The sequence below is a fragment of the Streptosporangium roseum DSM 43021 genome (assembly GCF_000024865.1).
GTDB lineage: Bacteria > Actinomycetota > Actinomycetes > Streptosporangiales > Streptosporangiaceae > Streptosporangium > Streptosporangium roseum.
Genome location: NC_013595.1, coordinates 7,672,880 through 7,691,085 on the forward strand (window position 1 = coordinate 7,672,880; position 18,206 = coordinate 7,691,085).

At 70.0% G+C, this 18,206-nt stretch carries 13 protein-coding genes; 6 read left to right on the forward strand and 7 right to left on the reverse strand.

All coding sequences use genetic code 11. The features are described from left to right. Window positions 1-17: 17 nt before the first annotated feature. From SROS_RS33585 to SROS_RS33600, 4 genes are all read right to left on the reverse strand, one after another. Entirely contained in the window at window positions 18-1,028 is a 1,011-nt protein-coding gene (locus SROS_RS33585) for a methyltransferase (protein ID WP_012893394.1), read from the reverse strand. Between the two features lie 389 nt (window positions 1,029-1,417). Then, window positions 1,418-2,236 (reverse strand): alpha/beta hydrolase, encoded by an 819-nt coding sequence (locus tag SROS_RS33590; protein WP_245564367.1) that lies wholly within the window; start codon window positions 2,234-2,236, stop codon window positions 1,418-1,420. A gap of 154 nt (window positions 2,237-2,390) precedes the next feature. Next, a complete protein-coding gene (locus SROS_RS33595; protein ID WP_012893396.1) occupies window positions 2,391-4,052 on the reverse strand; it encodes an MFS transporter in 1,662 nt (553 codons plus the stop codon). 124 nt (window positions 4,053-4,176) lie between these two features. Continuing rightward, window positions 4,177-5,604: an ABC transporter substrate-binding protein gene (locus SROS_RS33600; RefSeq protein WP_012893397.1), complete on the reverse strand. Its 1,428-nt coding sequence runs from the start codon at window positions 5,602-5,604 to the stop codon at window positions 4,177-4,179. Between the two features lie 520 nt (window positions 5,605-6,124). Here SROS_RS33600 and SROS_RS33605 point away from each other — a divergent pair. The 4 genes from SROS_RS33605 to hppD all read left to right on the forward strand — a co-directional run bounded on the left by SROS_RS33605 (window position 6,125) and on the right by hppD (window position 11,145). Further along, on the forward strand, window positions 6,125-7,507 hold the full coding sequence (locus tag SROS_RS33605; protein WP_012893399.1) for an FAD-binding oxidoreductase: 1,383 nt from the start codon (window positions 6,125-6,127) through the stop codon (window positions 7,505-7,507). Between the two features lie 390 nt (window positions 7,508-7,897). Further along, the gene (locus SROS_RS33610; protein WP_148269283.1) at window positions 7,898-9,676 is read left to right on the forward strand and encodes a non-ribosomal peptide synthetase; all 1,779 of its coding nucleotides are present in this window, start codon (window positions 7,898-7,900) and stop codon (window positions 9,674-9,676) included. 78 nt (window positions 9,677-9,754) lie between these two features. Next, window positions 9,755-9,970: an MbtH family protein gene (locus SROS_RS33615; RefSeq protein ID WP_012893401.1), complete on the forward strand. Its 216-nt coding sequence runs from the start codon at window positions 9,755-9,757 to the stop codon at window positions 9,968-9,970. 119 nt (window positions 9,971-10,089) lie between these two features. Further along, a complete protein-coding gene (gene hppD, locus SROS_RS33620; protein WP_218919727.1) occupies window positions 10,090-11,145 on the forward strand; it encodes a 4-hydroxyphenylpyruvate dioxygenase in 1,056 nt (351 codons plus the stop codon). Between the two features lie 449 nt (window positions 11,146-11,594). Here hppD and SROS_RS33625 read toward each other — a convergent pair whose 3' ends face one another. The 3 genes from SROS_RS33625 to SROS_RS33635 all read right to left on the reverse strand — a co-directional run bounded on the left by SROS_RS33625 (window position 11,595) and on the right by SROS_RS33635 (window position 16,068). Further along, the gene (locus tag SROS_RS33625) at window positions 11,595-13,001 is read right to left on the reverse strand and encodes an NAD(P)/FAD-dependent oxidoreductase (protein ID WP_012893403.1); all 1,407 of its coding nucleotides are present in this window, start codon (window positions 12,999-13,001) and stop codon (window positions 11,595-11,597) included. A 166-nt stretch (window positions 13,002-13,167) separates the two neighbouring features. Further along, the gene (locus SROS_RS33630; RefSeq protein ID WP_012893404.1) at window positions 13,168-13,923 is read right to left on the reverse strand and encodes an SDR family NAD(P)-dependent oxidoreductase; all 756 of its coding nucleotides are present in this window, start codon (window positions 13,921-13,923) and stop codon (window positions 13,168-13,170) included. Between the two features lie 564 nt (window positions 13,924-14,487). Continuing rightward, the gene (locus tag SROS_RS33635) at window positions 14,488-16,068 is read right to left on the reverse strand and encodes a 4-hydroxyphenylacetate 3-hydroxylase family protein (protein WP_012893405.1); all 1,581 of its coding nucleotides are present in this window, start codon (window positions 16,066-16,068) and stop codon (window positions 14,488-14,490) included. 469 nt (window positions 16,069-16,537) lie between these two features. Between SROS_RS33635 and SROS_RS33640 the strand changes: the two genes are divergently transcribed. Next, entirely contained in the window at window positions 16,538-17,722 is a 1,185-nt protein-coding gene (locus tag SROS_RS33640; protein WP_174435272.1) for an acyl-CoA dehydrogenase family protein, read from the forward strand. A 47-nt stretch (window positions 17,723-17,769) separates the two neighbouring features. Further along, entirely contained in the window at window positions 17,770-18,201 is a 432-nt protein-coding gene (locus tag SROS_RS33645; RefSeq protein ID WP_012893407.1) for an SgcJ/EcaC family oxidoreductase, read from the forward strand. Window positions 18,202-18,206: the final 5 nt, after the last annotated feature.

The following is an 18,206-nucleotide window of genomic DNA, read 5'->3' on the forward strand; positions in this document are numbered from 1 at the left end:
CCTTCGCTCGTGAAGATCTATGAGACGGGCTTCAGTTCGATGATCGACAGCTTGCCCGCGGGATACACCGCGACCGCCTTGAGCCCGGAGCCGGCGGCCAGTGCGGTGATCTCGGCGACCCCGCGCTCCTTGCCGCCGCAGTGGACGAGCATCCGCAGGTCCATTCCGGTGTGTGGCGCCCCACCGCCGGCGTCGATGGTCTCCAGGACGAACACGGTGCCGTCGGGACCCGCCGCTTCCGCGCAGCGCCGCAGGATCGCGCGCGCGGCGGTGTCGTTCCAGTCGTGGATGATCCACGAGAGCACGTAGCCTCCGGCGCCCGGCGGCAGCGGATCGAAGAAGCTTCCGGCCACGATGTCGGCGCGGTCGGCGAGACCCGCCGCCGCCAACGACTTCCGCGCGACCTCTGCGGTGTCCGGCTGGTCCAGAACCGTGCCCCGCAGCTCCGGATACTCCGTCAGCAGCGCGATCAGCAGCGAACCGTCGCCGCCGCCGACGTCGACCACGTGTCCCAGCGACCCCCAGTCGTAGCACGAGAGAAGCCCGGGTGCCCGCGCCGGGACGTTGGCGCTCATCCACCCGTTGAAGGAGTCGGCACGCGCGGGATCGGCCGCCAGGTCCTCCCAGAAGGGCCGGCCGAACTGGACCGGGTAGGCGGCCTCGCCCGTACGGACGCTGTGCAGCAGCTGGACGAAGGACAGTTCGATACGGCCGACCGCGCCGTCGACGTCGAGCAGGGCGCGCATACCCGCGGGGTGATCGTCACGTAGCGCCTCGCCCCGGGCGGTCAGCGCGTACCGGCCGGACTCGTCACGGCTCAGCACATCCCTGGCGGCGAGATATCGCATCAGGCGGTCGAGCGCGTCGGCGTCGGCGTTCACCGCCTCGGCCAGCTCCGGCGCGGTGCGCAGTCCGGCGGCGATGTGGTCGGCGATCCGCAGTGTCGCCGCCACGCGCAGTACCATCGGGGTCGCGAGATGCGCCATGGCCCACAGCTTGGCGCCCGCCCCGTCTTCGTCTGCCAACACGTCTTCCTCCTTCGCAACGCGCACGGACCGCCGCGATCACAGCGCCGGCTCGCCGCCGATCACCGGATGCGCGGTTCAATCGTCATGCCGGGGCTCTTCCCGGCACATCTTCGGAATTGCGGAATGACCGCTCCCGGCTCCCTGCACCCGGCTCCCGGCCCCGGACCGGGTCCGTCCGAACGGAGGCAGACCTCCGCACCCGGCGCCCGGACCGGATCAACCCGGCCGGAGGCGGACCGACGTGCCCGGCGCCGGGACCGGGTCAGTCCGGGCCGGAGGCGGGCCGACGTGCCCGCCGGAGGGCGCCCGCCGGAACGCGCGCGGGCTCCTCGCCGACGATGTCGGCGAGGAGCCCGCGGTGCCCTACCGGGCTCAGACGGGAGTCCCGGCTAGCTCTCCTGGAAGGACTTGTGCACCACCTCGGCGAACCCTCCGGGGTGGGTGGCGAAGCCCTGGTGGTCGCCGGGGACGTACACCGGTGCGGCGCCCAGGCGCTCGCCGAGCGCGAGGCCGGCCTGGTGGGGCATCTGTCCCACGGACCCCTCCCCGACCGCCACGAAGACGGGGGTCGAGGCCGCCTTCAAGCCGGCGACGTCGGGGACGTGGTTGATGGTCGTCCGCAGCTGGTGGGCGAAGAGGAACTCGGTGTTGGCCTGCATCCTCCCCATCGCTTCCAGCATCTCCGGCGACATCTGCGACATGTCCGGCATCTGCGGGGGCGCGCTCTCCTCTCCCTCCACGGCCAGGGTGGCCATGAACTTCTGCCCCGCCGGGCCGAGGCCCTCGCTGACGTAGGTGTCGTACACGTCCTGGAAGGTCGCCTGCCAGCGCTCGCCGTCGGGCAGCAGCGTCATGGCCGGAGGCTCGTGCGCGACCACGGCCCGGACCTGCTCGGGATAGCGGGCGACCAGGTCCAGGGCGGTCAGCGCGCCACCGCTACAGCCCAGCACGTAGGCCGGCTCGGTGGCGAAGGCCTTCAGCACGTGGTGGGCGTCGTCGCTCTGGACCTCGATGGAGAGGGTCTCCGGCGGCGGGCCGTCCAGGGTGCTGCGTGAGGTGCCGCGGTTGTCGAAGCTGATGACCGTGTAGCGGTCGGCCAGAGCTTCGGCGACGCCCTCGAACGTGCTGGCATCTGCCGGACCACCGGGAATCATCAGCAGCAGCGGACCAGATCCCCGGACCTCGTAGTACAGCGTCGCGCCTGGCACTTTCAGAGTGTCTGCCTTCGTGGCACCCATTCACTTACCTCCATGACTATGTGTGTGAAGAGTCATTCTGTGACTCTATTATTCCATTTTTACCGTCAGATTATGGCGAAATAGGCAACTCTCCCGAGAACGTGTCCAGCCGACGCCTGTTCCTCTAAATAGAGGAGTTATTGACAGCCGCTCTATCATCCACCGTCGAGGCCGATCCGCCGGCGTTTACGAGGGCCGTGTCCTCACCTTCGGCGGCAGGAGCCTGTTCGGCGGCGGGAGCCTGTTCGGCGGGGGGAGCCGCCTGGCCGACGGGGGGCACGTGCCTGAGCCGGACGGCGACCAGGATGGCCACGACGCCGATCAGGACGGCGCCGATGATCGAGACGGAGTGCAGGGCGTCGACGAGGGCCTGGTAGGCGGGGGTCAGCAGCGAGGTCGCCACGGGCTCGGGCAGCTGGCTGGCGGCGGCGGTGCCCGCGGCGAGGCTGTCGCCGGCCGCGGCGGCCGCCGGAGCCGGGATGCCGGCCGGCAGGGTGTCGGCGATCTGGTTGCGGTAGACGGCGGTGCCGATGGTGCCGAGGACGGCGATGCCCAGGGTGCCGCCGAACTCGGTGCTCAGCTGGGTGAGGGACCCGGCCGAGCCCGCCTTCTCCGGCGGGGCCGAGCCGACCACCAGGTTGGTGCCCAGCGCGATCAGCGGAGCGCCGCAGAAGGACAGGATGGCGAAGCCGATGATCAGGGTGGCGGTTCCGCTGGTGACGCCGACCTGGGTGAAGACCAGCAGCACGGCCACGATGCCGGCCATGCCGGCGGCGATGACGTAGGCGGGGCGGAACCGGTTGGCCAGTTTGGGACCGACCTGGAAGCCCAGGGTCGCCGCGGCCATTCCGGGGATCAGCGCCAGACCCGCCTGCAGTGTGGACATTCCCTGCACCAGCTGCAGGTAGAACATCATGAACAGCATCATGCCGCCGCCGGTGCTGCTGTAGGACAGCTGACCGATCAGCGCGGTGCCGACGGCGCGGTTCTTGAACAGCTGCAGGTCCAGCAGCGGGTTGGTCAGGCGGTTCTGGCGGCGGACGAACGCCACTCCGGCCACCAGGCCGACCACCACCGCCACGACGGGCAGCACGTCCCAGCCGTCGCGGACCAGCTGCTTGATCCCGTACACCAGCGCCAGCATGCTGACGAGGGACAGGGCCACGCTGGTCAGGTCGAGCCGGCCGGCCTGGCTGTTACGGAACTCGGGCAGCAGCTTCGGACCCGCGATGAGCACGATCACCATGACCGGCACGCCCAGCAGGAACACCGAACCCCACCAGAAGTTGGTCAGCAGCACGCCGCCGATGACCGGGCCCAGCAGTGCACCCAGGGTGAAGGTGCCGCCCCACACGCCGAAGGCGGCAGCCCGCTGCTTGGCGTCCTGGAACATGGTGACGATCAGCGCCAGGCAGGACGGGCCCAGGGTGGCTCCGGCGACGCCCAGCAGCGCGCGGGAGACGATCAGCATGCCCGGGTTCGTGGAGTAGGCGGTCAGCAGCGAGGCCACGCCGAAGGCGGCCGCGCCGATGAGGAGCAGCTTGCGGCGGCCGATCCGGTCGCCGAGGGTACCCATCGTGACGAGGAACCCGGCGAGCAGGAAGCCGTACATGTCCATGATCCACAGCTGCTGGGTGCTGTTCGCACCCAGGTCGGTGGCCAGGTTCGGCAGAGCGAGTAACAGTACGAACAGGTCGATGGCTACGACGAAAGTGGGCAGGGCAAGCACCGCCAGCCCAAGCCACTCCCGCCGTCCAGCTTTGGTCGGTACTTCGCCAGCAGTCACGTCACTGATCCTTTCGTCATAGTGCTCACTATTTCGACTCCTGTTTCAGCTCGGTCTTGACAGAAAGCGTGCGCGCCGGACGGCACGCCCGCATCTTTCAAATTGCTTTCTTTACAGGCCGAGGTCAGCGGCTGAGCTGAACGATGTTTTCCAGGTCGGCGCCCGAATACGGTTCGGCGTCCCTGAAGTACTCCACCCTCAGGCTGTTGGGGCTGCGCGGACCCGCGGCGGCGCGGTCGGCGTGGTAGTCGTCCAGCAGCTGCTGGGCTTCGGCGGTGGCCTCGGCGAACCGCGTGTCGGGGTCGGCACCGTGGGCCAGCACGTCGCCCATGGCGTGCGTCATGACGTCCTGGGCTCCGGCGAAGTCACCGAAGAGCGCCCCCTGCGACGGCGGCGCGCCGTCCTTGGCGTTGGCCCCGCCACCGTTCTCCCGGCCGGGATACCTGTTGACGTGCTCGCTGGCCACGCGGTGGTAGGGGTGCTCGTCGAACCAGCCCTCCTCCTCCAGCAGGTCGTAGGACGCGTGGGTGAGCGGGATGAAGCTGTTCGCCTTGTGCCGGTCGGCGGCGTTGCGCGGGTTGTGCAGGAACTGCAGGAACGCCAGCGCGCCGTCCTGGGTGGCCTCGTCGAGGCCGTCGGCCAGCCAGAGGGAGGTGCCGGCGACCGCGTTGCCGCCGTACGGAACGTGGTCGTTGTAGGGGAAGATGCCCGCCTCGATGCCGAACCCGCGGCTCTTGGCCGTCTGGACCATGTAGTTGACGTCGTTGGACGAGGAGATCCTGATCGCCACCTCCTGGTCCGCGAAGGCCCTGAGGGTGCCCTCCCAGTCCGGCATCTTGCCGGTGTAGAGGTAGTGGCCGTCCTGGTGGAGCCGCTGCCACCACTTGACCCAGGTCAGCATCTCCTTCGAGGAGAGGTCGACCTTCTCGGCCTGGCCGGACCTGCCGTTGTCCCGGTCGGCGAGCAGGCCGCCCTGCGAGGCGATCGCCTGCTGGAAGAACGTGCCGTGGTTCGACCAGGTGATGGCGTGGGACGGGCCGCCCTCGTGCGCGGCGATGGTCTTGCACACGGCCTCGACCTCGTCCCAGGTCTGCGGCAGCTCGGTCACGCCGGCCGCGCGGAGCAGGTCCGTGTTGGCGTAGAGCAGGCTCGTCGTGCCGACCGACGGCATGGAGAGCAGGTCGCCGCCGTAGGTGTAGTACTCGCGCAGCGCGGGGATGATGTCGTCGATCACGACCGGCTCGCCAAGGATCTCCGTACGGCCGGCGATCGCCTTCTCGAGCGAGGTGAACAGCGGGCTGCCGTCCCGCTTGACCGAGTCGCGGGCCACCTGGGCCATGTAGAAGTAGTACTCCGCGATGGCCGGCACGCGTCCCTCCGCGGCCGCCTGGGCGATCTCCACGGGGAACGTCCGGAAGTCCTGGCCCGTGATGTTGATCCGGTACTCCGGATGCGCCGCCTCGAACTCCTCCCCCCACTTCATCCACCGGTCCATGTACCCCGGAAAGGTCAGATCGGCCACCCAGACGTCGATTACGGTTTTGCTCTTCATTCGATCTCCTCCTGCTTTTCAGGGCATGGCGGCCCGATCGTCCGTGCACGCGAGGTGCTTGCCGAGCGGTGATCGCCGGAGCATGTTCGCCTGGCCGTACGCCAGAGGGCTCGGGTCGGTGCCCGCGTGGGTCATCGGGAGCGCGGTCCACCTTGAGGCCCATGATTGAGCAGCGGACGACGGACGAGCATCTCCTGAATTGCCCGATTAGACTGCCCTGCCGGTCCGCGTCCGGCCCCCGATGAAAGGCCCGCGACGCGGAGAGGCATGGGAAGAACCGGCCGCGCCCGCGCGACGCGCCGAGCACCTGGGAAGAACCAGAAGTGTCCGCGCGACGCGCTGAGCACGCGGGAAGAAGACTCGGCGGGACGCCGATGTGACGATCTCATCGGCGATATCTCTCCGGACGCAGGCCGGCACCGGCTGGTCCGGCACGGCCTCGACCGGTCCCCGAACTTGTGGAGCCGCAGCCCGAACGGGCAGCCGTCGCCGCTGCCCCGCGAACGGAGGCACGTCACCCATGACCATGCTCGGCGAACAGGACACCAGCATCTCGCTGCCCGGAGACGCGGCGTACGACGTCGCGACGCAGGTCTTCAACCTGGCCGCTCCGGCTCGGCCGGTGGCGGCGGTCACCGCGCACACGATCGACCAGGTCCGCAACGCGATCCGTTACGCCGAGTCCGAGGGACTCCAGGTGCGCGTGCACGCCACCGGCCACGCCTCGGCGGCCACCCGCCCGATGGACGGCGCGGTGCTGATCCGGACGGAGCTGGGCGGCGCCGTCGAGATCGACGCCCGGAGTCGCGTGGCGCGCGTCCCCGCGGGGACGCGGTGGGGCGCCGTGGCCGAGGCCGGGGCACCGTACGGCCTGGCCGCGCCGCACGGCTCGTCGCCGACCGTCGGCGTCGTCGGATTCCTGCTGCGCGGCGGGCTGAGCCCCTACGGCCGGCAGGTCGGGCTGGCCGTCAACAGCGTCCGCGCGATCGAGCTGGTCACCGCCGACGGCGAGCTCCGCCGGGTGGACGCCTCGTCCGACCCGCAGCTGTTCTGGGCGCTGCGCGGCGGCGGCGGGGGTTTCGGCGTCGTCACCGCCGTCGAGATCGAGCTGTTCCCCGCGGCCAAGGTCATCACCGGGGCGGCGTACTGGCCCGCCGTCCACGCCGAGCGGCTGCTGTCGGTGTGGCGGCGGTGGACCCTGGACGCGCCCCGGGAGGTGACGACGTCGCTGCGGGTGATGAACCTGCCGCCGCTGCCGGACGTCCCGCCCGCGCTGGCCGCCGGCCCGGTGCTGTCCGTGGACGGTGCGGTGCTCAGCACGACCGACGACGTGACCGTCGCGCGGCGGTACGCCGAGGACCTGCTCGGACCGCTGCGGGCGGTGGCCGAGCCGGTGATGGACACCTGGGAGCTGACCACCCCCGCCGCGGTGCTGCACGCGCACATGGATCCCAGCGACCCCGTTCCCTTCCACGGCGACCACATGCTGCTCTCCGAGATCGGCGACGACGGCGCCGCGGAGTTCCTCAGGGTCGTCGGCGAGGGGTCCGGCTCCCCGCTGATCGTCGCCGGGCTGCGCCAGCTCGGCGGCGCGTTCTCGGTACCGGACCCGGCGGGAGGCGCGCTCGACCACCTCGACGCCCGCTACTCCTACGCGGGCTCGGGGGTGCCGTTCGACCCGGACGTCGCGCGGGCCCTCGTGGACCACTGCGCGAAGGTGCGCGCCGCGCTGGAGCCGTGGGACACCGGACGGACCGTGCCCTCCTTCGTGGAGCGCCTGGAGCAGCCGCAGCGCCACCTCAGCCCGGAGCAGGTGGAGGCCGTCGACCGGGTCCGCGCGCGCGTCGACCCCTCCGGCCGGTTCCGGGGCGATATCGCCCCCAACGCCTCCGCGATCTTCTGAGCGCGTCCGCACGCGTGCGATCCGTCCCGGGAAGGCGCCGTCACGGGAAGGCGCCGTCACGGGAAGGCGTCCCGAAGAGACGAAGAGACACCGTCACGGGAAAGCCCCCGGAAACGCCGCCGCGGAGACAACATCGCAATCCCGGAGATGCGCGCGGAGCAGGCGAATGTGACGCTGGGTGCATGCCTGAACAGGCAGAACCACACTGATCGCCGGAGGTAGCAAGCGGCGTGGGCCGGGCCACCGTACAGCGGTCCATCGCGCCTTCCGGTTCACCCTGTCGTCGCGGTCCCCGCCGGCGCCGGCGCGCGCCGAACACGTGGTGATCCGGGCCGGCGGCCGCCCGGCACCGCCGTCGGGTCTCAGGGAATGAACGGATTGGAGTACGTGATGGGTTCCTCTTCCACCATTCATGGACGTTTCGCCGAGCAGGTCGGCCGGACGCCGGACGCGGTGGCGGTGTCTTCCGGCGACGTCCGCCTGACCTACCGGGAGCTGGACGAGCGGGCGAACCAGATGGCGCACCGCCTGCTGGGCCTGGGGGCCGGCCCCGAGGTCCCGGTGGCGGTGCTGATGGAGCGCTCCGTCGACGTGGTGGTGGCGATCCTGGGGATCGTCAAGGCCGGGGCGTTCTACCTGCCGGTGCACGACGCGTATCCCCTGGAGCGCAAGCAGTGGATCATGGACCAGTCCGGGGCGCCGGTGCTGCTGACCGACGAGGTCATGCGGGCGCGAGGCCTTCCCCAAGGCGGTCAGGTCCTCATCGCCGGAGCCGACCGGGAACTGGCGGCGTCACCGGTGTCCGACCCCGGGACGGCGACCGATCCGGACCAGCTCGCATACGTGATCTACACCTCGGGCTCCACGGGGCATCCGAAGGGCGTCGCGGTCACGCACCGAGACGTGCTGGGCCTGGCGTTCGACCAGATCTGGGACACCGGGCGGCACGAGCGGGTGCTGATGGTCGCCCCCTACGCCTTCAACGTGTCCACCTACGAGCTGTGGGTGCCGTTGCTGCACGGAGGTCAGATCGTCGTGGCGCCCCCCGGCGACCTGGACGTCGGCGTCCTGCGGCGCCTGATCGGCGAGGAGCGGATCACCGGCGTGCACCTGACCGCCGGGCTCTTCCGGGTGGTCGCGGACGAGGCGCCGGAGTGCCTCGCCGGTGTGCGCGAGGTGCTGACCGGCGGTGACGTGATCGCCCCGACGGCGGTGCGGCGGGTGCTGGAGGCGTGTCCGGACACGGTGGTCCGGGCCATGTACGGAGCGACCGAGATGACGTTGTTCTCCACGCATTCGCCGCTGACGGCTCCCTACGAGGCGGGGTCGGTCGTGGCGATCGGCGGCCCGATGGACGACGTCCGCCTGCACATCCTCGACGACCGCCTCGGCCCCGTCCCCGCCGGCGCGGTCGGTGAGCTGTACATCTCCGGCCGGGGCGTGGCGCGGGGCTACTTCGGCCGTCCGGATCTGACGGCCGAGCGTTTCGTCGCGGACCCGTTCGGCGGCGCGGGCGAGCGGATGTACCGCACCGGCGACCTCATGCGCAGGAACGACGACGGCCTGCTCGAATTCATGGGGCGCGCGAACGACCAGGTGAAGATCCTGGGTTTCCGGGTGGAACTGGCGGAGGTGGAGGCCGTCCTGGCGAGGTACCCGGGGCTGGCCCACGTCGCCGTGGTCGCGCGGGAGACGGAGGCGGGCGAGAAACGGCTCGTCGGCTACGTCGTCCCCGAGACCGGCGACCTCGACACCCCGGCCCTGCGCGCCCACGCGATGGACTCGCTGCCGGAGTACATGGTGCCGACGGTGTTCGTCACGATGGACGCCCTGCCGCTGACGCCCAACGGAAAGCTGGACCGCCGGGCGCTTCCCGAGCCGGACTTCGAGGCTGTGGCCCCCTACCGAGCGCCCCGCGACGCCAGGCAGGAGGTCCTGTGTTCCATCTTCGCCGAGGTGCTCGGGGTGCCGCGGGTGGGCATCGACGACAGCTTCTTCGAGCTGGGCGGCCAGTCGCTGCTGGCGATGCGGCTGGTCAGCCGCATCCGGGCGGTGCTGGGCGTGGACCTGTCGATCGGTGACCTGTTCGACGCCCCCACCGTGGCGGACCTGGACAGGCAGCTCGGCAGCGACCCGAAGCAGGTCGGTCCCGGCTCCGGAAGGAAGTAGCCGGACGGACCGGTCCGCGGCCGGCCCGCATGAGCGGATGCCGCGCCTATCCGATTGGGAGACCCGAGAGAGGGCGAGATGACGAATCCTTTTGACCTCCAGGACGGTGTTTACTCCGTGCTGATCAACGAGGAGGGCCAGCACTCCCTGTGGCCGGCCTCCGCCGACGCGCCGGCGGGATGGGCCGTCGCGTACGGCCCGGCCCGCCGCGGCGCCTGCGTCGACTACGTGAACTCCAACTGGACCGACATGCGGCCGCGCAGCCTCGCGGCCCGCATGGGCGCCTCCTCCTGAGCCCGCTCCGGCGCCTGTCCGGACCGACCCGCCGGACTTCCGTCTGTACGGCACGGCAAATTGGACGACTAACGGAGAAATGACCTATGGCCTCGTCAGGAACGCAGATCTTCGAAGACATGTTGCTCGATCACGTTGAGTTCTACGTCAACGAGCTCGCGGCGAAAACGGACTGGTTCGTCGACAGCTTCGGCTTCTCGGTGTACGCGACCACGGACGCGTCGGAGAAGGAGCCCGAGGTCCGCTCGGTGGGGCTCGGCGGCAACCGGATCCGGCTCGTGCTGACCGAGCCGCTGGTGGGCGACCATCCGGGTGCCGCCTACGTGGAGAAGCACGGCGACGGAGTGGCCGACATCGCGCTGCGGGTCACGGACGCCGCCGCGGCGTTCGACGAGGCCGTGCGGCGCGGCGCCCGCCCGGTGTCCCCGCCGGCCGGGTACGACGGCGTCGTGACAGCCACGATCATGGGCTTCGGCGACGTGGCGCACACCTTCGTGCAGCGCGCGGGTGACACGGACGAGCGCGCGCTTCCCGGGCTGCGGCCGGTGTACGGGTCGGCGTCCGGCACGGGCGGCAACCTGGACGAGGTGGACCACTTCGCGGTCTGCGTGGAGTCCGGCCAGATCGACGCGACAGTCGACTTCTACCGGCACATTCTCGACTTCGAGCTGATCTTCACCGAGCACATCGTCGTCGGCTCCCAGGCGATGACCATCAAGGTGGTGCAGAGCAGGTCCGGCGCGGTGACGCTGACCCTGATCGAGCCGGACGTGTCACAGGTCGCCGGCCACATCGACGAGTTCCTCAAGCACCACGGCGGTGCCGGCGTGCAGCACATGGCGTTCACGGCCGGCGACATCGTGGAGGCGGTGGGCACCATCGGTGCCCGGGGCGTGGAGTTCCTGAGCACCCCGGACGCCTACTACAGCCTGCTCCCGGAGCGGATGGAGCTGGGACGGTACTCCGTCGACGAGCTGCGGAGGCTCAACATCCTGGTCGACGAGGACCACGACGGCCAGCTCTACCAGATCTTCGCCCGATCCGTGCACCCGCGTAACACGTTCTTCCTGGAGCTCATCGAGCGGCTGGGGGCGCGTTCCTTCGGCAGCGGCAACATCTCGGCGCTCTACCAGGCGGTGGAGCTCCAGCAGAGCAGGGAAGAGGCCGCCGCCTGACCCACCGGCCCGCCCGCCGGAGAGATCCGGACGGCGGGCCGGATGCCGACATACCCTGACTCCCCCTCTGCCACCCGGCCGTGATCACGGCCGGGTGGCAGAACCGCGTTCCGGGCCGGGACCGGAGACAGAGACCGGGACCGGAGACAGGGGCGGGGAGCGGCGACGGAGCCAGGGCGGGAACGGCCAGGGACGGGGAACGGCCAGGGCGGAGGCGGGGCCCCCGAGGGGGACGGGGCGAGAAAGACGTGGCAAGGAAGCGGAGCGGAGAGCGGGCCGGAGAGGGGAGGCCGGAGACGGGAGGGATCATCCGGGGCCGGGCCGGAGGCAGGAGGCGGCTGGGGATCGTCCGGGGCCGGACAGCAGGAAGTGGTGACGAGATCGCCGGTCGTCCCGACCCTCGTCACCACTTCTCGACTTCCCGTGGCGAGCCTTCGCCCACGGGCCTCCTACGCGACCGGGACCTTCCTCTTCGCGGGCGCCCCGGTCACGGTGCTCTGCCGGGGTGCCGCTCCGTCCTTGCCGCCGAACAGCCCCTTCCACAGGATGCGCAGGAGCATGGCCGGGCGCATGAGCGACTCGGGACGCTCGACGAGGCCGGCCGTCCGCATGTAGGCGGCGGTGACCGCGCCGTCGCGCGACGCGGCCTTCTGGACCAGCGCCAGGAAGGCCTGCTGGATCCGGATCGGTATCGTGCGCTCCCCCTCGACGCCGGGGAAGCCGAGGTCCACGGTGTGCGTCATCTGCCACGGCGGGTCGACGACGTCACGGGCGAGGTCCCGGAAGTACTGGCCGGGCTGCGGCGCGGCGCCGCTGTGCAGGTGGTCGCGGATGGTCAGCGCCCCGAGCGCCGCCACGGTCATCCCCTGGGCGTACACCGGGTTGAAGCAGCACACGGCGTCGCCGGTCACCAGCAGGCCGTCGGGCAGCCGCTCCATGTCCTCGTAGCGGCGCCGCAGGGTCGTCGGGAAGCGGAAGGCCACCGGCTCGTCGAGGGGCTCGGCGTGCTGGAGGGCGTCGTAGATGTCCGGAACCGCCAGCGACTTCACCCAGGCGTAGAGGCCGGCCTGGTCGGTGGGCGGGTGGTCGCCGAGGATGCCGTAGGTGGTCAGCTCGACCCGGTCGCCGTCGGTCTTGGTGAAGATCGCGCCACGGGGCAGCTCGGCCGACGCGACGGGGTTGATCGACAGGTCGCCGTGGTAGGGGTCGGCGGTCAGCCGGTAGTGCTGGGTCACGTAGCCCAGGCCGATCTTCTTACGGTCCTCCTTGACCCGCGGGTAGCCGAGGTCCTCAAGCCAGATGGGGGTGCGCGAGCCCCGGCCGGTGGCGTCGACCACCAGATCGGCGCTGATGACCTCCTCGGCGCCGCCCTCCTCCAGGCTCTGCACCCGCACGCCGTTGACCCGGCTGTGGTCCGGCGTCGTCTCCAGGCCGAGGATGTCGTGCTTCTCGACGAAGAGGACGTTGGACAGGACCTGCGTCCGCTCGCGGATGTGGCGCTCCAGCATCGGCCGGCTCGCGGCGACGCACACCAGGCCGGCGTGCTGCTGCTTCACCCGCTTGCCGTTGAAGTACCAGCGCACGTCACCGGCCAGGTCCCCGGTCGGCACGCCGTCCGCGAACAGCTCCTCGGTGATTCCGGGGAACAGCTCCTCCATGACAAGCTGGCCGCGGGCGAGCAGCCCGTTGATGTGCCGTCCCTGCGGACAGCTACGTCGCGGCCCTTCCACCCCGACCAGGACATCGCGGTCCACTATGAGCACTTCGTCGTAAGCATCGGCGAGCACCCTGGCCGCGAACAGCCCAGCAAGGCTTCCGCCGAGCACCACCGCGCGAGTATTGGTTGTATCGCTCACGGTTACCTCCTCAAATCCCGGATTTGGATCATGCGTCGCCGAAGGGATGTATCGATCCGCCGATCCCTGACTTCCCCGCTACCGCCGGCCGCGAGCCCGGCCTTGTCCTGTCGGCCGCTGGCCCCCGGCGGCAGCCGGGGGCCAGAGCGAACGGGAGGATGACCGGTCAGCTGGGGACCGAACCGACCAGGCCACCGTCGACGACGAGCTCCTGACCGGTGATGTACGACGCGCGGGGCGACAGCAGGAAGACGACGGCGTCGGCGATGTCCTCGGCCTGGCCCAGCCGGCCCAGTGCCACCTGGCTCCGGAAGAACTCCTGAACCTGCTCGTTGCCGCCGGTGACGGCGTCGAACATGTCCGTCGTGACGTGGCCGGGTGTGACGGTGTTGACCCTGATGCCCCGCTCGGCCAGGTCGGGGGCGAAGGTGCGGGCCAGGTTGAGCACGGCGGCCTTGCTCGCCGCGTACACCGAGGCCAGGCCGACGCCGCGGTGCACCAGCCATGACGCGTTCAGCACGATCGACCCGCCGTCGCCGAGAAGCGGCAGGGCCTTCTGGACGGTGAAGAACGTACCCTTGAAGTTGGCGCCGACCACCTGGTCGAAGTCGGCCTCGGTGACGTCCGCGGTGCGCGCGGACAGCGCGACCCCGGCGTTGGCGAACACACCGTTCAGGCGGCCGAACCGCTGCTGAACCTGGGCGATGAGCCCGTCGAGGTCGCCGGTGCGCGCCACATCGGTGGGAACGGCGAGCACCTTGTCGCCGGCGTCGAGGTCCTTCACAGCGGCCTCGAGCCGATCGCTGCTGCGCCCGGCGAGCACCACGCTCGCTCCGGCGCCTACGAGTCGTCGCGCGGTGGCCAGGCCTATGCCGCTGCCACCCCCAGTGACCAGTACGGTCTTTCCTTCAAATTCGGACATGCCATCAGCATCACATCCGCCTGTTATGCGAGGCATCTCCTGTGTTGCGGTGTATTCTCGCCCGGCATTTGACTTTTCCACCGCAGCCGCGCAATCTTCCATTGTCCCGTGAACCCTTTCCGTCGCACGCGCCATTTTCGCGATACGGACGGCTTCCGGCATGCGCGGAGCCTTTCCCGCACAATCAGCGTTTTCCCCGTACGGGCCGTTGTCCGCGTGAACGGTCTTTTCCGCACGCGGATCCTCTGCCGCCCCGACAGGCCTCGTCACATGAACGGCCCTTTTCTCGCGAACGGCCGCCGCCACATGGGCGACCATTGTTTCGCGTGGGGCCGTTGCAACGCAGGCGACCGTTGTTCAACGTGCGGCCGCTGTAACGCAGGCGACCGTTGTTCAACGTGCGGCCGCTGTAACGCAGGCGACCGTTGTTCAACGTGCGGCCGCTGCCACATGAACGACCGTCGCCACGCGACCGGCCGTTGTCACACGGCCGGTCCTCGCCGATGGCGACGCCGCTGTCGACGTCGCCGGGGGCGGCTCCATCAGGCGGTCTCCGCCCGGCCCTCACCCGTCGAGGAGGCCGTTCCTGGCGTGCCACAGGTCTCCGGAGGTGGACAGGTCCGGCACCGTCCAGCCGTCCAGGTCGTACTCCCCCAGACATTCGTCGACAAAGGCCTTGTAGTCGTCGACCTGGCCGTTGGCGAGCTGCCCGAACAGGAGTTCCACCCGGGTGTTCTCATGGTTGCCGGCATAGTTGCGCTCGTACAGCTCGTGCCGGCCGCCGAACTCGGTGCCGACCGCGTCCCAGAGCAGCTTCATCAGCTTGACCCGCCCCACGGCGTCGACGCCGCCCGACCCGCGGACGTACTTGTCCAGGTAGGGCCGGATGTCCGGGTTCTTGAAGTCGTCGGCGCTGGAGTTGACGTAGATCAGCCCGCTGGCGACGTCCTGAAGGATGATCTCCCTGATCCGCGGGTAGCCGACCTGGGAGAACCACCGGTAGGCCATCCCGTACTGGGGGTTGGGCAGGAGCGCGCCGTTCTTCCACTCGACCGGATTGCGCACGGCCGCGTCGGAGAACGCCCAGAACAGGTTCCGCCACGCGAGAACCTCGCCCAGCCGGCTCTGCACGCCCCGGAAGTCCGCGGTGCCGGTGATCTCCAGCGCCTTGGCCAGCAGGCCGGCGATGAAATCCAGCTTCACCGCCAGGCGCGTGCACCCGTGGAAGGTGAAGCGCTCGATGAACCCGGACTGGCCGGTGAAGAGCTGGACCTTGCCCAGGTCACCGTAGATGAACACGTTCTCCCACGGGATGAGCACCTTGTCCAGCACGAGGATGGTGTCGTTCTCGTCCAGCCGCGAGGAGAGCGGGTAGTCGAACGGGCTGCCCATCACCGCGGCCGTGGCGGAGTAGGAGGGGCGGCAGATCAGCTTCATCCCCGGCACGCCCATCGGCACGGTGGCCACCAGCGCGAACTTCTTGTCCTTGATCGGCAGGCCGTAGTGGGCGATGAAGTTGTAGTGGGTGAGCGCGGACCCGGTGGCGACGACCTTGGCCCCGCTCACGACGAGACCGGCGTCGGTCTCCTTCTCCACGTGGATGAACACGTCCGCGACCTCGTCCGCGGGGCGGCTGCGGTCGACCGGGGGGTGCACGATCGCGTGGTTCCAGTACAGGACCTTCTCCTGCGACTCCCTGTACCAGCGCCGCGCGTTGTCCGCGAAGGGCTCGTAGAAGTCGGCGTTGGCGCCGAGCGTGCCGAGGAACGACGCCTTGTAGTCCGGGCTGCGTCCCATCCATCCGTAGCTCATGCGGGCCCAGGCGGCGATGGCCTTCTGGTCGGCCACCAGGTCGTCCACGCTGCGCGGCGTGGTGAAGAACCTGTGGGTGTAGCCGTCGCTGCCGGTGTCCGTCGGCGCGGTGAGGACGTCACGCTTGTCCGGATCGTGCAGCGCGTCGTACAGCCGCGCCGTCATGCGGACGGGATTGCGGAAGGCCGGGTGCGAGGTGACGTCCTTGACGCGGTCGCCGTACAGGTAGATCTCACGGTCGTCGCGCAGGCTCTCGACGTACTCGTCGCCGGTCAGAGGACGCGTCTTCCGCCGCGCCCCGGTCGTGGGGGCGGCATCCTGAAGATCGGTCATCGGGCTTCTCCCTCTTCTCGCAACTCAACTCCTGCATGAATCGGTGGCTGTCGAGCGTTCCTGACCGACGGGACGTGCTCGGAGAAGTTCGCGATCGTCCGCACGCGCGCCAGCAGAACTCGGGAAACGCCGAAGCCTGAGCGCTCCGGACGACGCGTCCCGCTTCACGGTGCAGGCGGGCGCATCGGCATTCTGCTGTAGGTTCCGATGCTGGCATTCGGAGGCGGCGCGCGGCTTCTCCCAGGTTGCGAGATCCGGTCGGCGCCATTCCTCCGGCCCATTCGCCTCGGCTCTGGAAACCGTTCCTGAGCGGGGATCCCGCGCCTGGCCAGCCCTGCTGGAAGCGGTGGCCGGGAATCCATTCGCAATCCAGAAGATGCGTCCACCGGACCTCCGGTGCGACCGTCGGATGGTTAGCATCGGCGGACCGGTGCGGCTGCCCTTTCTCGTCTGAATTCCTTGGGAGGAAATGGTGTTGACGACCGATGCCCCGACGCGGGAGCAGCTTGTTCGTCGCGCGTCCGAATTGCTTCCGGTTCTTCGGAAGAACGCGGCCTGGTCGGAGGAGAACCGGCGCATTCACGACGAGTCGATCGAGGCACTGGCCGACGCCGGAATCTTCAAGATGCGGGTGCCGGCCCGCTACGGCGGATACGAGTCCGACACGCGCACCCTGGTCGACGTGGCCGCCGAGCTCGGCCAGGCCGACGGCTCCACCTCGTGGGTGGCGTCGGTCTACACGATTCCGACCTGGATGACGTGCCAGTTCCCGGACGCCGTGCAGGACGAGGTGTTCTCGACCCCCGACGTGCGGGTGTGCGGGACGCTGAGCCCCACCGCGATGGCCGCTCCGGTCGACGGCGGGGTCGTGGTCAACGGCAAGTGGGCGTTCATCAGCGGCGCCCTGCACAGCCACTGGCAGGAGGTCGTGGCGATCCTGGTGCCGCCGGCCGGCGAGCCGTACCCGATCATGGCGCTGGTCCCGCTGTCGGATCTGCAGATCGTGGACGACTGGCACACCTCGGGCCTGAAGGGCACGGGCAGCGTCAGCACGGTCGCGGCCGACGTGTTCATCCCGGCCGAGCGGGTCCTGCCCCTTCCCGCGGTGTTGCAGGGGCAGTCCGCCTCGACGCTGAACGCCGGCTCCCCCATCTACCGGGCACCGCTGCTCCCCGTCGCCTCCGCCTCCTCGGTCGGAACCGTGCTCGGGCTGGCGAGGGCCGCCAGGGAGGCGTTCTTCCAGCGGCTCCCCGAGCGCAAGATCACCTACACCGGCTACGCGAGCCAGGCCGAGGCGCCGCTGACCCACCTGCAGGTCGCCGAGGCCGCGATGAAGATCGACGAGGCGGAGTTCCACGCCCACCGCCTGGCGACGCTGGTGGACACCAAGGGTGCCGAGGGCGCGCCCTGGACGCTGGAGGAGCGCGCCAGGGCACGTGCTGACATGGGCGCGGTGTGCCGGCTCGGCAAGGAGGCCGTGGACATCTACGCCCTGGCCAGCGGCGGCTCGTCGGTCTACAGCAACCAGCCGATCCAGCGGATCGCGCGCGATGTCCAGGCCGTCAACCTGCACGCCCTGATGCATCCGAACACCAACGCCGAGCTGTACGGGCGGATCCTCTGCGGCCAGGAGCCCGACACCCTCTACCTCTGACCGCTGACCGCCATCGGCCTTCCGCATCGACTCAACGGAGAAGGAACATGACCACGACCGCCCCCGCATCCACCATCACGGGTCCCTCCGCCGACGACCAGGCCGCCGTCGCCGCCATCCCGCAGCGCATCATCGCGGCCTGGGCCGGCCACGACGGCGCCGCCTTCGCCGACGTCTTCACCGAGGACGGGTCGATGATCCTGCCCGGCGTCTACCGCAAGGGCCGCGACGACATCCGCTCGTTCATGACGCAGGCGTTCGCCGGGCCGTTCAAGGGCACCCGGGTGACCGGCCGGCCCATCGACATCCGTTTCTTCAGCGCCGAGGCCGGGGTGCTGATCACGCTGGGCGGCGTGCTGGCGCCCGGCGAGACCGAGGTCTCGGACGAGCGGGCCGTCCGGGCCTCCTGGGTGGTCGTCAAGCGGGACGGCGAGTGGCGGCTCGCCGCCTACCAGAACAGCCCCCGCGGCGACGCCTGAGAGGC

Bases quoted from the DNA above. Each gene is read 5' to 3' on its own strand.
- SROS_RS33600 (WP_012893397.1), bottom strand. From the start codon at position 5,604: ATGAAGAGCAAAACCGTAATCGACGTCTGGGTGGCCGATCTGACCTTT.
- SROS_RS33605 (WP_012893399.1), top strand. From the start codon at position 6,125: ATGACCATGCTCGGCGAACAGGACACCAGCATCTCGCTGCCCGGAGAC.
- SROS_RS33610 (WP_148269283.1), top strand. From the start codon at position 7,898: ATGGGTTCCTCTTCCACCATTCATGGACGTTTCGCCGAGCAGGTCGGC.
- SROS_RS33615 (WP_012893401.1), top strand. From the start codon at position 9,755: ATGACGAATCCTTTTGACCTCCAGGACGGTGTTTACTCCGTGCTGATC.
- hppD (WP_218919727.1), top strand. From the start codon at position 10,090: ATGTTGCTCGATCACGTTGAGTTCTACGTCAACGAGCTCGCGGCGAAA.
- SROS_RS33630 (WP_012893404.1), bottom strand. From the start codon at position 13,923: ATGTCCGAATTTGAAGGAAAGACCGTACTGGTCACTGGGGGTGGCAGC.
- SROS_RS33635 (WP_012893405.1), bottom strand. From the start codon at position 16,068: ATGACCGATCTTCAGGATGCCGCCCCCACGACCGGGGCGCGGCGGAAG.
- SROS_RS33640 (WP_174435272.1), top strand. From the start codon at position 16,538: ATGGTGTTGACGACCGATGCCCCGACGCGGGAGCAGCTTGTTCGTCGC.
- SROS_RS33645 (WP_012893407.1), top strand. From the start codon at position 17,770: ATGACCACGACCGCCCCCGCATCCACCATCACGGGTCCCTCCGCCGAC.